The organism is Pseudomonas sp. OV546 (assembly GCF_900116845.1).
Classification (GTDB): domain Bacteria; phylum Pseudomonadota; class Gammaproteobacteria; order Pseudomonadales; family Pseudomonadaceae; genus Aquipseudomonas; species Aquipseudomonas petroselini.
In genome coordinates this window covers 775,135-792,451 of record NZ_FPCE01000001.1, presented here as the reverse complement: position 1 = coordinate 792,451, position 17,317 = coordinate 775,135, and the positions used below count along the sequence as shown (strand labels likewise).

The 17,317-nt window shown below is 63.4% G+C and carries 15 protein-coding genes; 6 read left to right on the top strand and 9 right to left on the bottom strand.

Translation table 11 applies throughout. The features are described from left to right. Window positions 1–4 precede the first annotated feature (4 nt). From BM403_RS03750 to BM403_RS03735, 4 genes are read left to right on the top strand one after another with little or no spacing between them, the layout of a single operon-like run. On the top strand, window positions 5–1,369 hold the full coding sequence (locus tag BM403_RS03750) for an LLM class flavin-dependent oxidoreductase (protein ID WP_012724834.1): 1,365 nt from the start codon (window positions 5–7) through the stop codon (window positions 1,367–1,369). Next, entirely contained in the window at window positions 1,366–2,049 is a 684-nt protein-coding gene (locus BM403_RS03745) for a peroxiredoxin-like family protein (RefSeq protein WP_093541625.1), read from the top strand. The genes BM403_RS03750 and BM403_RS03745 overlap by 4 nt, the downstream gene beginning before the upstream one ends. 30 nt (window positions 2,050–2,079) lie before the next feature. After that, window positions 2,080–3,258: an acyl-CoA dehydrogenase family protein gene (locus tag BM403_RS03740; protein ID WP_012724836.1), complete on the top strand. Its 1,179-nt coding sequence runs from the start codon at window positions 2,080–2,082 to the stop codon at window positions 3,256–3,258. Then, window positions 3,255–4,199: a D-isomer specific 2-hydroxyacid dehydrogenase family protein gene (locus tag BM403_RS03735; RefSeq protein WP_093541623.1), complete on the top strand. Its 945-nt coding sequence runs from the start codon at window positions 3,255–3,257 to the stop codon at window positions 4,197–4,199. The genes BM403_RS03740 and BM403_RS03735 overlap by 4 nt, the downstream gene beginning before the upstream one ends. A gap of 100 nt (window positions 4,200–4,299) precedes the next feature. On the opposite strand, the gene BM403_RS03730 is transcribed toward BM403_RS03735, so the two are convergent. The 5 genes from BM403_RS03730 to BM403_RS03710 form a co-directional block, all read right to left on the bottom strand. Next, window positions 4,300–5,061, bottom strand: a complete 762-nt coding sequence (locus BM403_RS03730; RefSeq protein WP_093541621.1) for a TonB family protein — start codon at window positions 5,059–5,061, stop codon at window positions 4,300–4,302. After that, window positions 5,058–5,504: a protein TolR gene (gene tolR / locus BM403_RS03725; protein WP_012724839.1), complete on the bottom strand. Its 447-nt coding sequence runs from the start codon at window positions 5,502–5,504 to the stop codon at window positions 5,058–5,060. The genes BM403_RS03730 and tolR overlap by 4 nt, the downstream gene beginning before the upstream one ends. 15 nt (window positions 5,505–5,519) lie before the next feature. Next, the gene (tolQ, locus tag BM403_RS03720; protein WP_012724840.1) at window positions 5,520–6,212 is read right to left on the bottom strand and encodes a protein TolQ; all 693 of its coding nucleotides are present in this window, start codon (window positions 6,210–6,212) and stop codon (window positions 5,520–5,522) included. A 47-nt stretch (window positions 6,213–6,259) separates the two neighbouring features. Then, window positions 6,260–8,125 carry a phytase gene (locus tag BM403_RS03715; protein WP_093541619.1) on the bottom strand — a complete coding sequence of 622 codons (1,866 nt, stop codon included), beginning with the start codon at window positions 8,123–8,125 and terminating at the stop codon, window positions 6,260–6,262. Between the two features lie 142 nt (window positions 8,126–8,267). Next, a complete protein-coding gene (locus tag BM403_RS03710) occupies window positions 8,268–10,781 on the bottom strand; it encodes a TonB-dependent receptor (RefSeq protein WP_093541617.1) in 2,514 nt (837 codons plus the stop codon). Window positions 10,782–11,162: 381 nt separating this feature from the next. Between BM403_RS03710 and BM403_RS03705 the strand changes: the two genes are divergently transcribed. Together BM403_RS03705 and BM403_RS03700 are read left to right on the top strand one after the other, a co-directional pair. Then, complete coding sequence (locus BM403_RS03705; RefSeq protein ID WP_093541615.1) at window positions 11,163–12,077, top strand: GGDEF domain-containing protein; 915 nt, start codon at window positions 11,163–11,165, stop codon at window positions 12,075–12,077. A 1-nt stretch (window position 12,078) separates the two neighbouring features. Continuing rightward, window positions 12,079–13,116, top strand: coding sequence for an AraC family transcriptional regulator (locus BM403_RS03700; protein WP_012724844.1), 1,038 nt, complete (start codon window positions 12,079–12,081; stop codon window positions 13,114–13,116). Here the strand turns inward: BM403_RS03700 and BM403_RS03695 are convergent. The 4 genes from BM403_RS03695 to BM403_RS03680 form a co-directional block, all read right to left on the bottom strand. Then, a complete protein-coding gene (locus BM403_RS03695) occupies window positions 13,103–13,984 on the bottom strand; it encodes a LysR family transcriptional regulator (RefSeq protein WP_012724845.1) in 882 nt (293 codons plus the stop codon). The genes BM403_RS03700 and BM403_RS03695 overlap by 14 nt on opposite strands. A 181-nt stretch (window positions 13,985–14,165) precedes the next feature. After that, entirely contained in the window at window positions 14,166–14,783 is a 618-nt protein-coding gene (gene ycaC / locus BM403_RS03690) for an isochorismate family cysteine hydrolase YcaC (protein WP_012724846.1), read from the bottom strand. A 28-nt stretch (window positions 14,784–14,811) separates the two neighbouring features. Next, window positions 14,812–16,650: an amidohydrolase gene (locus BM403_RS03685; RefSeq protein WP_046036777.1), complete on the bottom strand. Its 1,839-nt coding sequence runs from the start codon at window positions 16,648–16,650 to the stop codon at window positions 14,812–14,814. Continuing rightward, window positions 16,647–17,237, bottom strand: coding sequence for an antibiotic biosynthesis monooxygenase (locus BM403_RS03680; protein WP_093541613.1), 591 nt, complete (start codon window positions 17,235–17,237; stop codon window positions 16,647–16,649). Before BM403_RS03680 ends, BM403_RS03685 begins: the two co-directional genes overlap by 4 nt. Window positions 17,238–17,317: the final 80 nt, after the last annotated feature.

Genomic DNA, 17,317 nt, shown 5'->3' with positions numbered 1-17,317 from the left:
GAACATGAGCAAGCCACATCAAGCAAAACCACGTCATTTGAAACTGGGTGCCATGGTCCACGGCGTGGGACACGGCTGGGGCGAATGGCGCCACCCGAACGCCCAACCGAATGCCAGCACCAGCTTCGGTTTCTACAAGCAGCAGACTGAATTGGCCGAAGCCGCCAAGTTCGACTTCGTTTTCATCGCCGACAGCCTGCACATCCACGCCAAGTCCAGCCCGCACTACCTCAACCGTTTCGAGCCGCTGACCATCCTGTCGGCACTCGCGGCGATCACCACGAATATTGGCTTGGTCGCCACCGTGACCGTCAGCTACACCGAGCCCTACCAGGTGGCGCGTCAGTTCTCGTCCCTGGACCATATCAGCGGCGGCCGCGCCGGTTGGAACGTGGTCACCTCGTGGCTGAGCGGCACCGCTGACAACTTCAGCAAGGCCGAGCATCCACCCCATGCCGTGCGTTACCGCATCGCCAAGGAACACGTGAACACGGTCCAGGGCCTGTGGGATTCGTGGGAAGACGATGCCTTTACCTACAACAAACAGACCGGCGAGTTTTTTGCCCCGAGCAAGCTGCATGCACTCAACCACAAGGGCGATTTCTTCTCGGTGAAAGGCCCGCTGAACATCGCGCGCTCGCGCCAGGGCCAACCGGTGATTTTCCAGGCCGGCACCTCGGAGGATGGGCGCAACTTTGCCGCGCAGAACGCCGATGCGATCTTTGTGCACGTGGACAGCATCGAAGAGGGCCTGGCCTATTCCCAAGACCTGAAACGCCGCGCCAAAGGCTTTGGCCGCGACCCGCAAAGCCTGTCGATCCTGCCGGGCATCCGCCCGATCGTCGGCCGCGATGAGGCTGAAGTGGAAAGCCGCTATCAGCAAGCCGTCGACCTGGTCACCGTGGAAGACGCAATCGTCGCCCTCGGCCGCCCGTTCAACGATCACGACTTCAGCAAATATCCCTTGGACGCGCCGTTCCCGGAGCTCGGCGACCTCGGTTCCAACAGCCAGAAAGGCGGCTCCGACCGCATCAAACAACTGGCCAAGGACGAAGGCCTGACCCTGCGTGAAGTCGCCCTGCACTTTTCGCGGCCAAAACGTGATTTTGTCGGCACCCCGGAGCAAGTCGCCGATGCGATCCAGGCCTGGTTCGAGACCGGCGCCAGCGATGGTTTCATCATCAACTCGGTGCTGCCGGACGGTTTGCAGTATTTCACCGAATGGGTGGTGCCGGTGTTGCAGCAACGCGGCCTGTTCCGCAGCGAATACACGGGCCATACCCTGCGCGACAACTTGGGCCTGGACGTACCGGCCAACCGCTACAGCGTCGCCGCCGAGGTTGAAGAAAAACAGGAGGCGCTGGCATGAGTGAATCCCTCAACCGTCAACTGGCGGACCTGCACGCCGAACGTGTCGCCACCTGGGCGCCGGAAGCGTTGCAGGTCAATATCGACCAACGCCAGCGCCTGGTGGATGAAGCGCGCCCCGACGACTACGTGCAGGTCGGCGATGAGCTGGCCTCGTTCACCCTGCTCACGGTAGAAGGCGGTGAACTCAACCGCGACCTGCTGCTGGCGGACGGTCCGGCGGTGCTGATTTTCTTCCGCTTTGCCGGCTGCCCGGCGTGCAACATCGCCCTGCCCTATTACGAACGCCAGCTCTACCCCCGCCTGCGCGAACTGGGCGTGCCGCTGGTAGCAGTGAGCCCGCAAGTGCCTGAGCGCCTGGTCGAAATCAAGACCCGGCACACCCTGCAACTGCAGGTGGCCAGTGACCCCGACAACACCCTCGGCCGACGCTTGGGCATTCTCTACAGCGCCGATGAGGCATCGCGCAATGCCGCCCTGGCCAAGGGCAATCACCTTGGCGAAACCACCGGCACCGGTACCTGGGAGTTGCCGCAACCGACGGTGGTGGTGATTGCCGGGGACGGCACGGTGGCGTTTGTGGAGGTGAGCCCGGATTGGCTGGTGCGCACTGAAGCTGAGCCGGTGCTGCAGGCCGTGGAGCGGTTGTTGGGCGAGCAGCCTGTACGCATCGCTATCTGAGCTCCCACATTTTGACCGAGTACAATCATCATGACTTCATCGTCTCAACCGTCTCTGCGCTCCGTGGAAGTCGCCAACTTCGAAGCCCTGCTCGAACGCCTCAGCACCGAGCTGGCCAGCACCGCGCACCTCTATGACGAGAGCGGCGCCTTCCCTCATGCCAACTTCACGTTGCTGCACGAACACGGCCTGGTCGCCCTCACGGTGCCCAAGTCCCTGGGCGGCGGCGGTGCCAGCCTGCCCCAGGCGCGCAAGGCGATCAGTGCGATTGCCAAGGGCGAACCGTCCACCGCGCTGATCCTGGTGATGCAGTACCTGCAACACACACGCCTGCAAGACAGCAAGACGTGGCCGGCGCACTTGCGCACGCAAGTGGCGAATGACGCTGTGCGCGACGGCGCCCTGATCAACGCCCTGCGCGTCGAGCCCGACCTGGGCACCCCGGCCCGTGGCGGCCTGCCGGCGACGACCGCCGTGCGCACGGCCGAAGGCTGGCGCATCAGCGGACGCAAGATCTACTCCACCGGCAGCCATGGCCTGAGCTGGTTCAGCGTGTGGGCACGCAGCGATGACGCCGATCCATTGGTCGGCGCCTGGCTGGTGCCAAAAGACAGCCCCGGCGTGAGCATCATCGACACCTGGGACCACCTGGGCATGCGCGCCACCTGCAGCCACGAAGTGGTGCTCGACAACGTGCGGGTGCCACTCGATCACGCCGTCAGCGTCAGCCCGTGGAGCGCGCCCTCGCCGGAGCTGGACGGCGAGGGTTTCCTGTGGATGTCGGTGTTGTTGTCCTCGGTGTACGACGCCGTGGCCCAGGCCGCGCGGGACTGGCTGGTGAACTGGCTGGAAGAGCGCCAGCCGTCCAACCTTGGCGCCGCGCTGTCGACCTTGCCGCGCTTCCAGGAAACCGTCGGCCACATCGACACCCTGCTGTTTGCCAACCGCAGCCTGCTCGACGCCGCGGCCGAAGGCCATACCCCGTCGGCCAATGCCGCGCAGTTGAAGTACCTGGTCACCCACAACGCCATCCGCGCCGTGGAGCTGGCCATCGAGGCCTCGGGTAACCCAGGCCTGTCGCGCCATAGCCCACTGCAACGGCATTACCGCGATGTACTCTGCAGCCGCGTGCACACCCCGCAGAACGACGCCGTGTTGCAAGGTGTCGGCAAAGCCGTCTTCGCCCAACGCCACAAGGAACGCCCATGAGCCAGGTGATTATTGCCAGCCAGCTGGACGAAGATTACAACGACGTGATCCGCCAGCGCCTGGCCTCGATCCACCCCGGCGCGCAAGTGATCGGCGTACCCGTGGGCGTACCCAGCGACCTGCCGCCCCAGGCCAACATTCTATTGCTGCGCCCGATCAACGTGCGTGGCTACACCGCGCCGGATACGCCGCCACCGGGCTGGCCGTACGGCGCGCAGTGGGTGCACCTGGTGTCGTCGGGCATCGACTTCTACCCGCAATGGCTGTTCAACGGGCCGCCGGTGACCACCTCGCGCGGCAGTGCCGCCGACAACCTGGCCGAATTTGCCTTGGCCGCGATCTTTGCCGCGTCCAAGCATCTACCGGAGATCTGGGTGAAGGACGCCCAGTGGCAATTCACCCCGCTGCGCCCGCTCAAGGGCACGACGCTGGGCATCCTGGGGTTTGGTGCGATTGGCGAAAGCCTGGCGCAAAAAGCCCTGGCCTTGGGGATCAAGGTGGTGGCGCTGCGTCAAAGTCCGACGCCGTTCAGCACGGGGGTTGAGGCCGCCAAGGACATTCACGACCTGTTCGCGCGCGCCGATCACCTAGTGGTGGCGGCACCGCTGACCGAGTCCACACGGCATATCATCAACCGTGATGTGCTGGGCAGCGCCAAGCCAGGGCTGCACTTGATCAATATTGCACGGGGTGGCTTGCTGGACCAGGAGGCGCTGCTGGAAGCGCTGGATAACGGGCAGATCGGGCTGGCATCGCTGGATGTAACCGAGCCGGAGCCGTTGCCGGATGGGCATCCGTTGTACACCCATCCAAGGGTGAGGTTGTCGCCGCACACATCGGCGATTTCGACCAATAGCCGCAACGAGATTGCCGATACGTTTTTGGCGAACCTGGAGCGGTATATCGACGGTCGGACGTTGGAGAACCTGGCGAATTCATAACGCCGAACAGCAATCAACAGGTGGGAGGGAGCAAGCCTCCTCCCACATTGGATATTGTGGTCAGGCAAAAAGTATCATCCCCATAACGCATAAAGGTGGGCTACTTGATGCGGTAGTGGAACGTGTTGCGCACTGCTGGCACGGGCACGGGTTTTCCATCAACAATCCGTGGCTGGTAGCGGAAGGTATTTGCCGCCGCCAATGAAGGTCGCATGAACAGCGGGTGGCAGCCGTCGAGCACCCTGGGGTTTTCCACACGGCCCTGAATGTTGACGGTGTATTCGACTGAGCAATCGCCTTCGATGTTCTTCTCCAGGGCACGCTCGGGGTAATCCGGCGCTTCCTTGCTCAAGGGCTGGTATTGACGGCTGTCGAAGGCTGGCGCGGGGGCGGGTGCTGCGGGGCGGGCGCGTTCAGCGGCGAGGCGTTCCTGGTTCACTCGCTGTTGCTCCAGCTCGCGGTTGCGCTGTTCAGTCGCCAAGCGTTCTTGTTGTTGCTCGATTTTCTTGTCTTCGACACGCTTGCGCGCCAAGGCGGCCTTCTCAAGTTTCTGCGCCTGGATCTGCGGATCGACGGTGGGCTTCACCGGTACGGGAACAGCGACGGGCTCCGGAGGTGTGAGGGCCACCGGCTCAGGTGCGGGAGCAGGAACAGGCGCAGGTGGCATCATCACCAACTGGGTATGCATCACCCTGGGTGCTTGCACCGGCGTTTTTTCTGTTGACCCACCCAGCATCAGCGCTGCCAGCACGCCCACGTGCAGCGCCACCGCCAGGCTCGCCGCGAAGCTGTTTCTCCAGAACCCGGACGGTTGCCCGTGCGCCATCGTTAACGTCGGACTGTGCATGATCATCGCCGTCATTGCGGGGCCTCGGTCACCAGCCCCAAGTTGCTCACACCACCTTTCTGCAACACCGCCATGGCCGCGACCACCCGGCCGTATCCGGCGTTGTCATCGGCGCGGATGTACACCTGGGTGTCGCTGCGCGCCGCCACTACCTGCATGACCTTGGCGCCCATTTCATCCAGGGTCACGGCGCTGTCGGTCTGGTGCCGGGTGTCGAGCTCGCCGCCGAGGTTCCAGTAGTAACCCCCGTCGGCCTTCACCGACAGCGTGAGGATCTGCTGGCGGGTGTCGGTGGCCAGCGCTTCGGCGGCGACCTTGGGCAGTTCGATCTTCACGCCCTGGGTCAACATCGGCGCGGTGACCATGAAGATCACCAGCAGCACCAGCATCACGTCGATGTAAGGCACCACATTCATCTCAGCCTTGGGCCCGTGCTTGCGTTGCGGCCTGGTCAACATCGGTTTGCTCCTTGTTCAGGCGGCCACGGCCAGGTTGATCGGCGTACCGCGCAAGGTGCGGTGCAGACGCACTTGCAGTTCATTGCCGAAGGCGTAGTAGCGGGTGAGCAAGGTCTGGCCGCGTGCCGCGAAGCGGTTGTAGGCGATCACCGCCGGGATGGCGGCAAACAGGCCGATGGCGGTGGCGATCAACGCTTCGGCGATGCCCGGCGCCACCGTCGACAGCGTCGCCTGCTGGACCTGGGATAAGCCGATAAAGGAATTCATGATCCCCCACACGGTACCGAACAGACCGATGTAGGGACTCACCGAGCCCACGGTCGCAAGGAATTGCAGGCCCTTTTCCAACTCGATTTCCTGCTCGGTGATCGCTACCTGCAACGCACGTTCGACACCTTCCAACACGGCCGGATCATGGCTGTGCAGGTGCTGGTATTCCTGCACGCCTGCGATAAAAATCGGCGCAATGCCGCCCTCGCCCGCCTGCACCGTTTCGCGGTACAGCGGCTGCAGATCGGACGCGGCACGAAAGCGCCGCACAAAGCCGTTCAACTGGCGCTCCAGGCGGCGCAGCACACTGCCGCGCTGGATGATCAGGTACCAACTGAGCAAGGACGCCAGCAGCAAAGTGACCATCACGGCCTTGACCAACAGGCTGGCGTCGCTGATCAAACCCCAGATCGTCATATGTTCCATCGTCGCGTGCATGGTTAGGCTCCTATTCGATTAAAAAGTGATGACCGGCTGATGACCGTTCAGGGTAATTTCAGTGTGCGGGTCACCTCCGCCCACGGCACGAACTTGAAGTTCTGGGTCTGCTCGGGCATGCGCTTGCGCCCGTCCTGCACCACCAGCATGCCTTGGCTCCAGGGCCCGCCGAGGTTGAGGGCGGTGACTTCCAGGCCATCGGTTTCCGACGCGCCGTCTATGCCGGCGGCGGCGTTCAGGCCCACGCGAAAAGCACCGTGCGTGGCAAACGGCGGCTCGGCATCCACCACCACATAGCTGTCGTTGCCTTGGCTGGAGATCACCAGGTAATCGCGCTTATCGCTCTGGTACAGCGCCAGGCCCTCGACATCCGCCTGCAGTTGCGGGCCGACCTTGATCACGCTGGTGAGCGTGGCCGGTTGGTCGGCACGCGCATCCACCGCCCACACGCCGACATCTTCTTCACCGATAAACAGCCGCTGGCGCTGGTCATCGGCCACGCAGCCTTCGGGCTGGCTGTCGACCTTGAACTGGCGCACCAGCTCGCCCTGCACACGGCCATCCGGCGCGCTGAGGCGGTATTGCAGGAAGGTGCCGTCCTTGCCGTTGGCGATGGCGTAGAGGTCCCCGCCGGCGGGCTGGAACAGGCAGATACCGTAGATGTCCTTGAGCGGCGTCGGCACTTCACCGGCTTCACGCAGTTCGCCGCTCTGGCGGTCGATGCTGAACAGGCTCAGGCTGTTGCGATCTCGGTTACTCGCCACGGCGAGGTCGACGGTGTGCGCGCCGAGCTTGAAGTGGGGGCGGACGTCGACGTTGTTGAGGCGGCCGACCGCCAGTTCCTGCAACAGCTTGCCGTCGAGGTCATAGGCCAGCAGGCCCTGCTTCTTGTTAGTACCGAGCACGCGGCTTTTTTCCGGCTGCGTGGGGTGAATCCAGATCGCCGGGTCATCCGCTGCATCGCCCTGGCGGCCGACTGGATCGGTCTGGCGCAGCGCAGCGACTTCCGGCAGTACCGGCGCGGCCGCCACAGGTTTGGCTTGCCAGTTGAGTGTGCCCTGATACAGCTTGCCGGTGTCGTCATCACGCACCAGCAGGTGCTGGCCATTAACGCTGAGTTGTTCCGGTTCCTTGAGACCTGGCAACGTCAGGCTCGATTGCTCGACCCAACGCTCACCGCTGTGCTGGAACAGGTGCAACTGGGCGGTCTTGGGGTCAAGCGCCACCACACCGCCCGGTACCAGCGCCATGGCGCCGGCTTCGCGCTTGGGGTTGTCGAACAGGGCGACCGGGGCGCGTTTGACATCGGCTTCCGGGTGCGCCGGGTAGGCCCACCAGCCGACGTTTTCTTCATTCACCACCAGTTGCTGGGTAGCGTCATCCACCTGGCAGAACTGCGCCGACGGTGGCAGCGGCAAGCCGCGTACACGCTGGGCTTCGGCGAGCAACGTCGAGCCGTTGCCTACCAGCCATTGCTCGCCCTTGCCCTCCTCGCCCACCAGGAACACAAACAGATTGGCCGCCCCGTCGCGGTACAGGCACAGGCCATTCACCGGGTAATCGCGGGTGGGCAGGTACAGCAGTTGGCCAAAGGTCTTGGTGGACGCATCGAGGCTGATCAGCAAGGCCTGTTGGCGGTCGTTGTCGAGGCTGGCCACCAGCACCTGGGCACCGACGACGCGGGTGTCGAGGCTGCTGAAATTGCCTGTGAAACGGGCCAGTTCGGCACCGTTTTTGTCGAGCAGTTGCAGGCCGTCGCGGGTGCCGGCGGCCAGGCGTTCGCTGCCGTTGGGCAGGAAGGCCATGGCTTCGGCATTCAGGCTGGGTGCCCAAGGCGTCAGCGCCAGGTCGGCGGCCATTACCGGTGAGCAAGCGGCCAACGCGATCAGCAGGTACAGCTTGGAGATTCTCATGAACGAACAAATCCTTCGAAAGCAATGGAGATCCATGTGGGAGGGGGCTTGCTCCCGATAGCGGTGTATCAGCCAATAAATATGTACCTGACCCATCGCCATCGGGAGCAAGCCCCCTCCCACATTGGAATCGAGGTGTGGGTTAGAAATGGGTGAACGTCAGGCCCAGCTTGTAAGTGGGGCCGTACTCCTCGTACTGGCCGTTGTAGCTACGGTGGCCGGTGTAGACGAAGTACGACTCATCGGTGAGGTTCTGCGCCTCGAAGCTGACTTGCAGGTTCTTGGTCAGCGAGTAGCGCGCGCTGAAGTCGACGAAGGTCTGTGCGTCGACGTGCAGGTCGTGAGCCTTGTCGTTGATCGAGGCCAGCTCATAGAGGTACGCCGATTTGTAGTTGGCCGAGACGCGCAGGCTGAGCTTGTCGTCTTCCCAACCGAGCATCAGGTTGCCGACGGTGTCGGACTGGTTGGGCAGGCTGATGTTGCGCTTGCGGTTCGTCCCGCTGGTGCTGTCGAAGCCTTCGATGTCGGCGCTGGAGCGGCTGAACGTGCTGTTGGCACCGATCAGCAGGCCGTTCCACGGTGCAGGCAGCCAGTCGAATTTCTGTGAGTAGGCCAGTTCCAGGCCGTAGAGCTTGGCGCTGTCGCCATTCGCGTAGGTGTGGGCCTCGGCGAAGTTGGTCCAGGCGCCGGTACCGGCGAGGTCGGTGTTGTAGACGAAGTTTTTGATCTCTTTGTAGAACACGAAGGCCGAGACGGTGCCGGCGCGGCCCATGAAGTGCTCGATGCCCAGGTCCAGGTTGCTCGACTCCAGGGGCTTGAGGTCCGGGTTGCCAAAGGTGGCTTCGTCATCGTCGATGACAAACCCCGGCGCCAATTGGCCGAAGGTCGGGCGCACCACCGACTTGGTCCAGGCCGCGCGTACCTGGGTGTTCTTGTCGATCTGGTAGCGCGCATGCAGGCCCGGTAGCCAGTGGTGATAACGGCGCTTGGTCTCGGTCGGCGTGAACACGCCATCGGTGGCGCCGGTGCCCTTGGCTTCAAACTCGGTGCCCTCGTAGCGCAGGCCGGCGATGAAGCGCCAGTCGTCGATATCGACGGTGTTCATCAGGTAGCCGGCGTTGATGTCTTCACGAATGGTGAAGTCGTTGACCCGTGATTCGGTCTCGTCATAGAAGTCCGCCGGGTTGAGGCTGCCGATCAGCTGCTTGATAGCGCCGGGGCTGATGCCGGGGCCGTAGTTGCCGAGACGGTAGTCGACGCTGCCCTTCTGGAATTGGCTGAGGTTGAGTTGGTCGGCGCTGAAGCCGAGGGTGTCGAAGTCTTTGTAGACCCAGGCTTCCAGGTCGTTGTCTTTGTGGCGGCGGCTGACTTTGCCGCCGAATTTCACCTGGGACGCATAGCCGCTCAGGTCGTAGTCGCGGGCCAGGTCCAGGCGCAGGTTTTTCTCGGTGTCTTTTGTGTTCTGTTTTTCCCAGTCGACTTTGTCGAGGGTGAAATTGCGCGCGTCGTAGAAGCCGCTGCCGATGATCGGGCGTGGTTTGTCCTGGTCATAGAAGCCGCTGTTGGCAAAGTCACCGCCGTCGAAGGTGGCACCGGCGATGTGCGCCGGGCTGTCTTCGCTGGATTGGCTGTAGCCGGCCTGGCCGCTCAGGGTCCACAGGCCGAGCATGCGTTCGCCGCCAAACACGTAGGATTGGATTTCCTGGGTTTCTTCGCGGTTTTTCAGCTTGCGCTTGGCTTCGGCGTCGCCCAACTCACCAGGTGCCTGGGGGTCGGCAAATTCGAGGCTGGCGGCGTTGCGGGTTTCGGTGTCTGTGTAGCGGCTGTAGAGGGTGCGCAGGTAGTAGCTGCTGAGGTCGTCGGGCTTGTAGTCGAAGTTCAGGCCGCCGCCTGCGCGTTCGCGGCTGATGTCGTAGTCGCGCTGTTCGAACTCATTGAGCTTGGCGCCGTCGGTGAAGTCCCAGGCGCCGCCGGTCTCGACGTTGTCCGAGCCGAAGTCACGCTTCTGCCAGCTCAGCGCGGCGGCCACGCCGAAGTTGTCGATGCCGTCGCCCAGGCTGAAACGGTTGCTGGCCGCACCGGAGAATTTCGGGCTGGTCTGGCGCGTGTTCTTGTCGTAGCTGGCTTCGGTACTGCCGGTGTAGAACAAGCCCTTGTGGTCGAAGGCCGACAGGCTTTGCACATCGACCGTGCCGCCGAGGGAGTTGGCGTCCATGTCCGGCGTGAGGGTCTTGATCACCGACAGCGACTGCACCAGTTCCGAGGGCAGCACATCCAGTGCGACGGCGCGCCGCGCGCTTTCCGGCGCGGGCACCAGGGTGCCGTTGATGGTCACGCTGTTGAGGTCCGGGCCCAGGCCACGCACGCTGACGAAGCGCCCTTCGCCCTGGTCGCGCTCCACGCTGATGCCTGGCAGGCGCTGCGCCGCTTCGGCGACGTTTTCATCCGGCAACTGGGCCACGCCGTCGGCATGCACCACGCTCTTGATGCTGTCGGACTTGCGCTGCTCCTTGAGTGCCTGGTCCATGGCCGCCGCCTGGCCAACCACTTCGACGTGCTCGGTGGTGGCCGCGTCGGCCGCATTCAGCCGCTCGCTGGCCATCGCCAGGGCCAAGGCGGTAAGCGTGAAGCTGACGAGCCCGGTGCGCTTGTACATGCAATCCTCCCCAAGAATCCGTTGGCGCCAGGCAACGGGCCCGGCAACTGGGAGGGCACGCTAGGGGTGGGGGATGACGGTTCTGTGACAGCGATCGGCGGGGAGCCCCGTAAACCGGGGGTTTTGCCTGATTCTCTGCTTGGAATGAGCTGATATGACCTATGGAGATCAACTGTGGGAGGGGGCTTGCCCCCGATAGCGGTGGGTCAGGGACACATTTATTGGCTGATACACCGCTATCGGGGGCAAGCCCCCTCCCACATTTTTTGATCCACAGCGTGTTTGAGATGAGCTGATTCGACCCTCCCCCACCGTCATCCAACCGTCACATCCATCTGCTGTGCTGGCGCCCATCGCTCATTTTCCCGAGGACCCGCGGCCATGTTTTCCGTGCTCAAGCCCCACCGCTGGAAACTCTGCCTGTTGCTGATCGCCGCCAACCTCGGGCTGATCCTGCACCTGGCCTGCGGCGAGTTGAAAAGCGTCAGCGAATGGGTGTGGCTGGACATCTTCGGCGAAGGCGGATCCGCGCTGTTGGCGTTGGTCTGGCTGGGCCTGGTGCTGAAAAGCCGCCCGGCCGGGCGCGTCACCAACTACCTGGCGCTGGGCCTGTCATGCATCTTTTTTTCCTGGTGGATCGACAGCCTCGACGAGTTTATCCGCCTGCCCGACAGCATCACCTGGGACCACTGGCTGGAGTCCGGGCCGATGCCGGTGGGCATGATCCTGCTGACCATCGGCATCTACCACTGGCACCGCGAACAACTGGCAATCAGCGCACAGATGGAGAAGCGCGAGCGGCTGTTCCGTGAGCATCGGCTGTTCGACAAACTCACGCCCCTGGCCGGTGCCGACTACCTCAAGCGCCAGTTGGCCGACAGCCTGCAAGACAGCCACGACCAAGAGCAACCGCTGTCACTGCTGGCGCTGGACCTGGACAACTTCGCCGCCATCAACCAGGCCTACGGGCATGCCGAGGGCGATGCCGTGTTGCAGGCCCTCAGCCATTTGTTGCTGCTCAACCTGCGCCGCCAGGACCTGCTGTGCCGCCTGGCCGGCGACCGCTTTGTGGTGCTGCTGCCCAACACCGGTGAGCGCCAGGCCAAGGAGCTCGCGCTGGAGTTGCAGCAAGCCGTGCGCGGCCTGGCCCACAAGACCCGGTTGCACGGTGAGCGCTTGCAACTGGCGGCGACCACCGCCGTGGTCATGGCCCTGGAGGAATCGCCCCCGGACTTGCTCAAGCGCCTGAACCTCGCGCTGGCGCGGGCCAAGCAACCGCTCGCGAAAAGCGCCTGAGATGGCGGTGAAAACCAACTGGTATGAAAGCGACAGCCGCTTCATCCCAGGGCATTACCAACCCGCCACGCTGATCGACCTGGCGTTGTCCCGCGACATCGACAGTCATCGCCTGCTGCGGGGTACCGGGCTGTTTCACGAGGATATCCTGGCGGGCAACGCGCGGTTGAGCCCCCAGCAGTTTCTCGCCTTGATCGGTAACAGCCGCAAGTTACTCGACGCCGACGACAGCAGCTTCCTGTTTGGGCAGCGGCTATTGCCGGGCTATTACGGCGCCGCCAGCCATGCCCTCGGCCATGCGCAAAACCTGCACCAGGCCTTGGACATATTGATCCAGCAACAGGTGCTGCTCAGCCCCTTGGTCACCCTGCAACTGGAGCTGGATGAACACCACGCCTACCTGTACTGGCTGGACAGTTGCGGCGCCGGGGAGCACTGGCGCTTTTTGCTGGAAGCCAGCATGACGTCGGTGGTCGCCATGAGCCAATGGCTCAGCGGTGAGCGGCTGCCGTGGGTGTGCAGTTTCAGCCATGCCGAGCCGCGTTACGTCGAGCAATACTGGGTACACCTCGGGGAAGACACACGCTTCGAGCGGCCGCTGGACATGCTGAGCCTCCCGCGCGAATACCTCACCCGCGCCTGGCCGGGGGCCTCGGCCACCGCAGGCCAGGTGGCGCGCCAGCAAGCCCGCGAGCAGATCGAACAGTTGGGCTTCGCCGGCAGTTTTCTCGACTGCCTCTACGCCTATTTACACGAGCAGGTGCGCCAACCGCCGAGCCTGGAACAGGCCGCGCACGCCTTCGCCATGAGCCCGGCCACCCTCAAGCGCAAGCTGCACAAGCACGACACCGGTTTTCAGCAGCAGGTGGACCGTGTGCGCAAGCAGGTGGCGTTGCACCTGTATCAGGTCAAGGGCTACAGCAATGACGAAGTGGCGGCGTACCTGAACTTCAACGATGCGGCGAACTTTCGCCGTGCATTCAAGCGCTGGACCGGCAGCACGCCCAACCTGATCCGCCAGCTGTTCAGCAGCCGCTAGCCAGGCGTTCGCGCAGGAACTCAACCAGCGCTTGCACCGGCCGCGAGCTTTGCCGGTGTTGCGGGTACACCGCCGACAGGGTCAGCGCCTCGGGGGCGAACTCGTCCAGGACCGTCACCAGGCGGCCGTCCTTCACCGCTTCGCCGACGATAAAGGTCGGCAGGTAGGTCACGCCCAAGCCCGCAATGGCGGTGTCGCGCAGCAGATCGCCGTTGTTTACACGCATGCGCCCGCTCACATTCAACGCCTGCACCTTGCCCTTGAAACGCCATTGCACCTGGCGGCCATGGCCGTAGGGCAGGCAATCGTGTTCGGCAAGGTCATCCGGCTTTTGCGGTGTACCGCGCAGGGCCAGGTAGTCGGGGCTCGCGCAGTACACCCGTGGGATGCTGGCGATACGGCGGGCAATCAAGGTGGAATCTTCCAGGGTGCCGATGCGCAGCACCAGGTCGTAGCCTTCGCCGATCAGGTCCACCGGACGGTCGCTCAAATCGACCTCCACCGACACCTGAGGATGGCGCTGCAAGAACAGCGGCAACAGGCAGCCCAGGTGAGCCATGGCAAACGACAACGGCGCGCTGAGACGGATGGTGCCGCGCGGCTCGCTGTTCTGGCCGGCGATGCCCTGCTCCACTTGCTCGACTTCACTGAGCAGGCGCAAGGCGGATTCGTAGTAACTCTGGCCGAGTGGCGTGACATCCAAACGGCGCGTGGAACGGTTGAGCAGGCGTACGCCCAGGCGGTCTTCGAGTTGGATCAGACGGCGGCTGACGAATTGCTTGGACAGGCCCAGCTGTTCGGCGGCGGCGGTGAAGCTGCCGGACTCCATGACCTGGCAGAACAGGCGCATGTCTTCAAAGGGGTTCATTGTCGCTTCTCGGTGGACATTTTCGGTTTTTATAACGGGTTTGTCGCCGCACCACAAATCGAAATGTGGGAGGGGGCTTGCCCCCGATAGCGGTGGGTCAGTCAAAGAAATTTAGACTGAAGCACCGTCATCGGGAGCAAGCCCCCTCCCACAAGGGATTACCGACAGACTTGAGAGCAGGTTATTTGGCAGTAAACGCCGAGTAGCTGTTCATCAGGTTGCGGTAGTTGGGAATGCGCGGCGACAACAGGTTGGCCAGGCCTTCCATGTCGTTGCGCCAGTCCACTTGCAGCTCGCAGGCCACGGCGAACCAGTTCACCAGTTGCGCACCGGCAGCGGTCATGCGTGCCCAGGCAGCCTGTTGCACGGTTTCATTGAAGGTGCCCGACGCGTCGGTGACCACGAATACCTCAAAGCCTTCGTCGAGGGCGCACAGGGTCGGGAACGCAACGCACACATCCGTCACCACACCGGCAATGATGATTTGCTTGCGGCCGGTCGCCTTGACCGCCTTGACGAAGTCTTCGTTGTCCCAGGCGTTGATCTGGCCAGGGCGGGCGATGTACGGCGCGTCCGGGAACAGGGCCTTGAGCTCGGGAACCAGTGGGCCGTTAGGACCGCCTTCAAAACTGGTGGTCAGGATGGTCGGCAGGTTGAAGAACTTGGCCACGTCGGCCAGGGCCAGCACGTTGTTCTTGAACTCGTTCGGGGAGAAGTCCTGTACCAGGGAGATCAGGCCAGTCTGGTGATCGACCAACAGTACGACAGCGTCATCTTTGTTCAAACGTTTGTAAGCCATGGGAATATCTCCTAACGGGTTTGGGAAATCAGAACGCAAAGCACGAGCAGCCGAACGCACCCCAGAATCCCTGGAAGTCGCTGACCGGCACGCTGGAAAGGCGCGCTTTTTCGTGGCTGTGGGCGTGCACGCCGCACGGGCCGCTGCACTGGTGAACCTGTGCCTGCAAGGGCGAAGTCGGGCGCCAATGACCCGGCACCTTGACCACCGGCGACCAGTCCGGCAGCACCGGCACACGCGGCGGTGCAAAGTCTTCGAAGTCGCCGGCGCCGTAGACCACCTTGCCGCCGACCACGGTGAGTACCGACTCAATCCACTTGATGGCTTCTTCGTCGACGCTGAAGAAGTCCGCCGACAGGGCCGCCACGTCCGCCAACTGGCCGACCTTGATCTGGCCCTTCTTGCCCTGCTCGGACGAGAACCAGGCGCTGCCATGGGTGAACAATTCCAACGCGGTGAGGCGCGGCAGGCCTTCGGCGTGCAGTTCCAGGCCGCCGACGGTGCGGCCGCTGACCATCCAGTACAACGAGGTCCAAGGGTTGTAGCTCGACACCCGCGTGGCGTCGGTGCCCGCCCCTACCGGCACGCCTTCGGCAAGCATGCGCTTGATCGGCGGCGTGGCTTCGGCCGCCTTGGCGCCGTAACGCTCGACGAAGTATTCGCCCTGGAACGCCATGCGGTCCTGGATCGCAATACCGCCGCCAAGGGCGCGTACACGCTCGATGTTTTTCGGGGTGATGGTCTCGGCGTGGTCGAAGAACCACGGCAAGCCGTTGAACGGGATGTCACGGTTGACCTTCTCGAACACGTCGAGCATGCGCGAGATGGACTCGTCATAGGTGGCGTGCAAGCGGAACGGCCAACGCTGCTCCACCAGATGGCGCACCACCGGCTCCAGTTCCTGTTCCATGGTCAGCGGCAGGTCCGGGCGTGGCTCAAGGAAGTCTTCGAAGTCGGCCGCCGAGAACACCAGCATCTCGCCGGCGCCGTTGTGGCGCAGGTAGTCATCGCCCTGATGCAGGGTGACGCTGCCGGTCCAGTGCTTGAAGTCGCTGAGTTCTTCCTTGGGCTTCTGGGTGAACAGGTTGTAGGCGATGCGTACCGTCAGTTGCTCGTCCTTGGCCAGTTGCTCGATCACCGCGTAGTCATCGGGGTAGTTCTGGAAACCACCGCCGGCATCGATGGCGCTGGTGAGCCCCAGGCGATTGAGTTCACGCATGAACTGGCGGGTCGAGTTGACTTGGTATTCCAGCGGCAGTTTCGGGCCCTTGGCCAGGGTCGAATACAGGATCATCGCGTTCGGCCGTGCCACCAGCATGCCGGTGGGGTTGCCGTTGCTGTCCCGCACGATCTCGCCGCCCGGCGGGTTCGGTGTGTCCTTGGTGTAGCCGGCCACGCGCAGGGCGGCACGGTTGAGCAAGGCGCGGTCGTACAGGTGCAGCACGAATACGGGAGTGTCAGGCGCCGCCTGGTTCAACTCTTCCAGGGTCGGCATGCGCTTTTCGGCAAACTGGAATTCGTTCCAGCCACCCACCACGCGCACCCATTGCGGGGTGGGCGTACGGTCGGCCTGGTCCTTGAGCATGCGCAGGGCATCGGCCAGGGACGGCACGCCTTCCCAGCGCAGTTCGAGGTTGTAGTTCAAGCCGCCACGGATGAGGTGCAGGTGCGAGTCATTGAGGCCGGGGATGACGGTGCGGCCCTTGAGGTCGATGACCTGGGTGCCACTGCCGCGCAGGGCCATGGCCTCACCGTCGGTGCCCACGGCGACAAAGCGCCCCTGGCTGATGGCGACGGCGGTTGCGCGCGGGTTTTCACGGTCCACGGTGTGGAACTGGCCATTGAACAGAATCAGATCGGCGTTCATAGGGTTTCCTTTACAGAGGCTTCAAGCCAGGGAGCGAACAGGCGGGTGGCCGCCGGCATCAGCAGGTAGACCACCAATACAACGATCGTCACGGTGACCAGGAAGGTGGCGACCACGTAGTTGGAGAGGAACGGGTGCAGGCGCAGAACCGGGCCCCACGCGATGGGTACCAGCAGGGTCAGCGGCAGGATCACGCACAGGGTGACCACTGCTTGCTTCCAGCGGGGAGGTTTGGCGGCGCTGTCGGCCAGCGGCGCGAACCAGAATTCATTGACCGAACCGATTTCGGTTTTGTCGCCATCGGCCAGCAAGGGGGAGGCTTCGTCGATCAGCGATTTGCGCTCGGGGGAATCAAGCCAGGTTTCCAGGTCATCAGTGGAGCGGTAACGCAACACACAGGTGAACAGCGCCAGCTTGCCCTGCTTGCCGCGCACTACGTCGACACCCAGGTGGCCGGGGCGCGCGCCGGCGATCCGCACGATGCGACGCAGCCAGGCTTCGTAGTCGGTTTCGCGGCCTTGTTTGATCAGGTGCTTGACGACCAAGGTGACGACTTCGTCGGGGCTGGTTTTGGGTGTTGGGTCCATGGCTGTGTATTCCCACCTGCAGAGTTGAGCGATGGAGGGAGTGTGGTTGGGATTGGGGGCGGGGAATTGGATGTATGTGC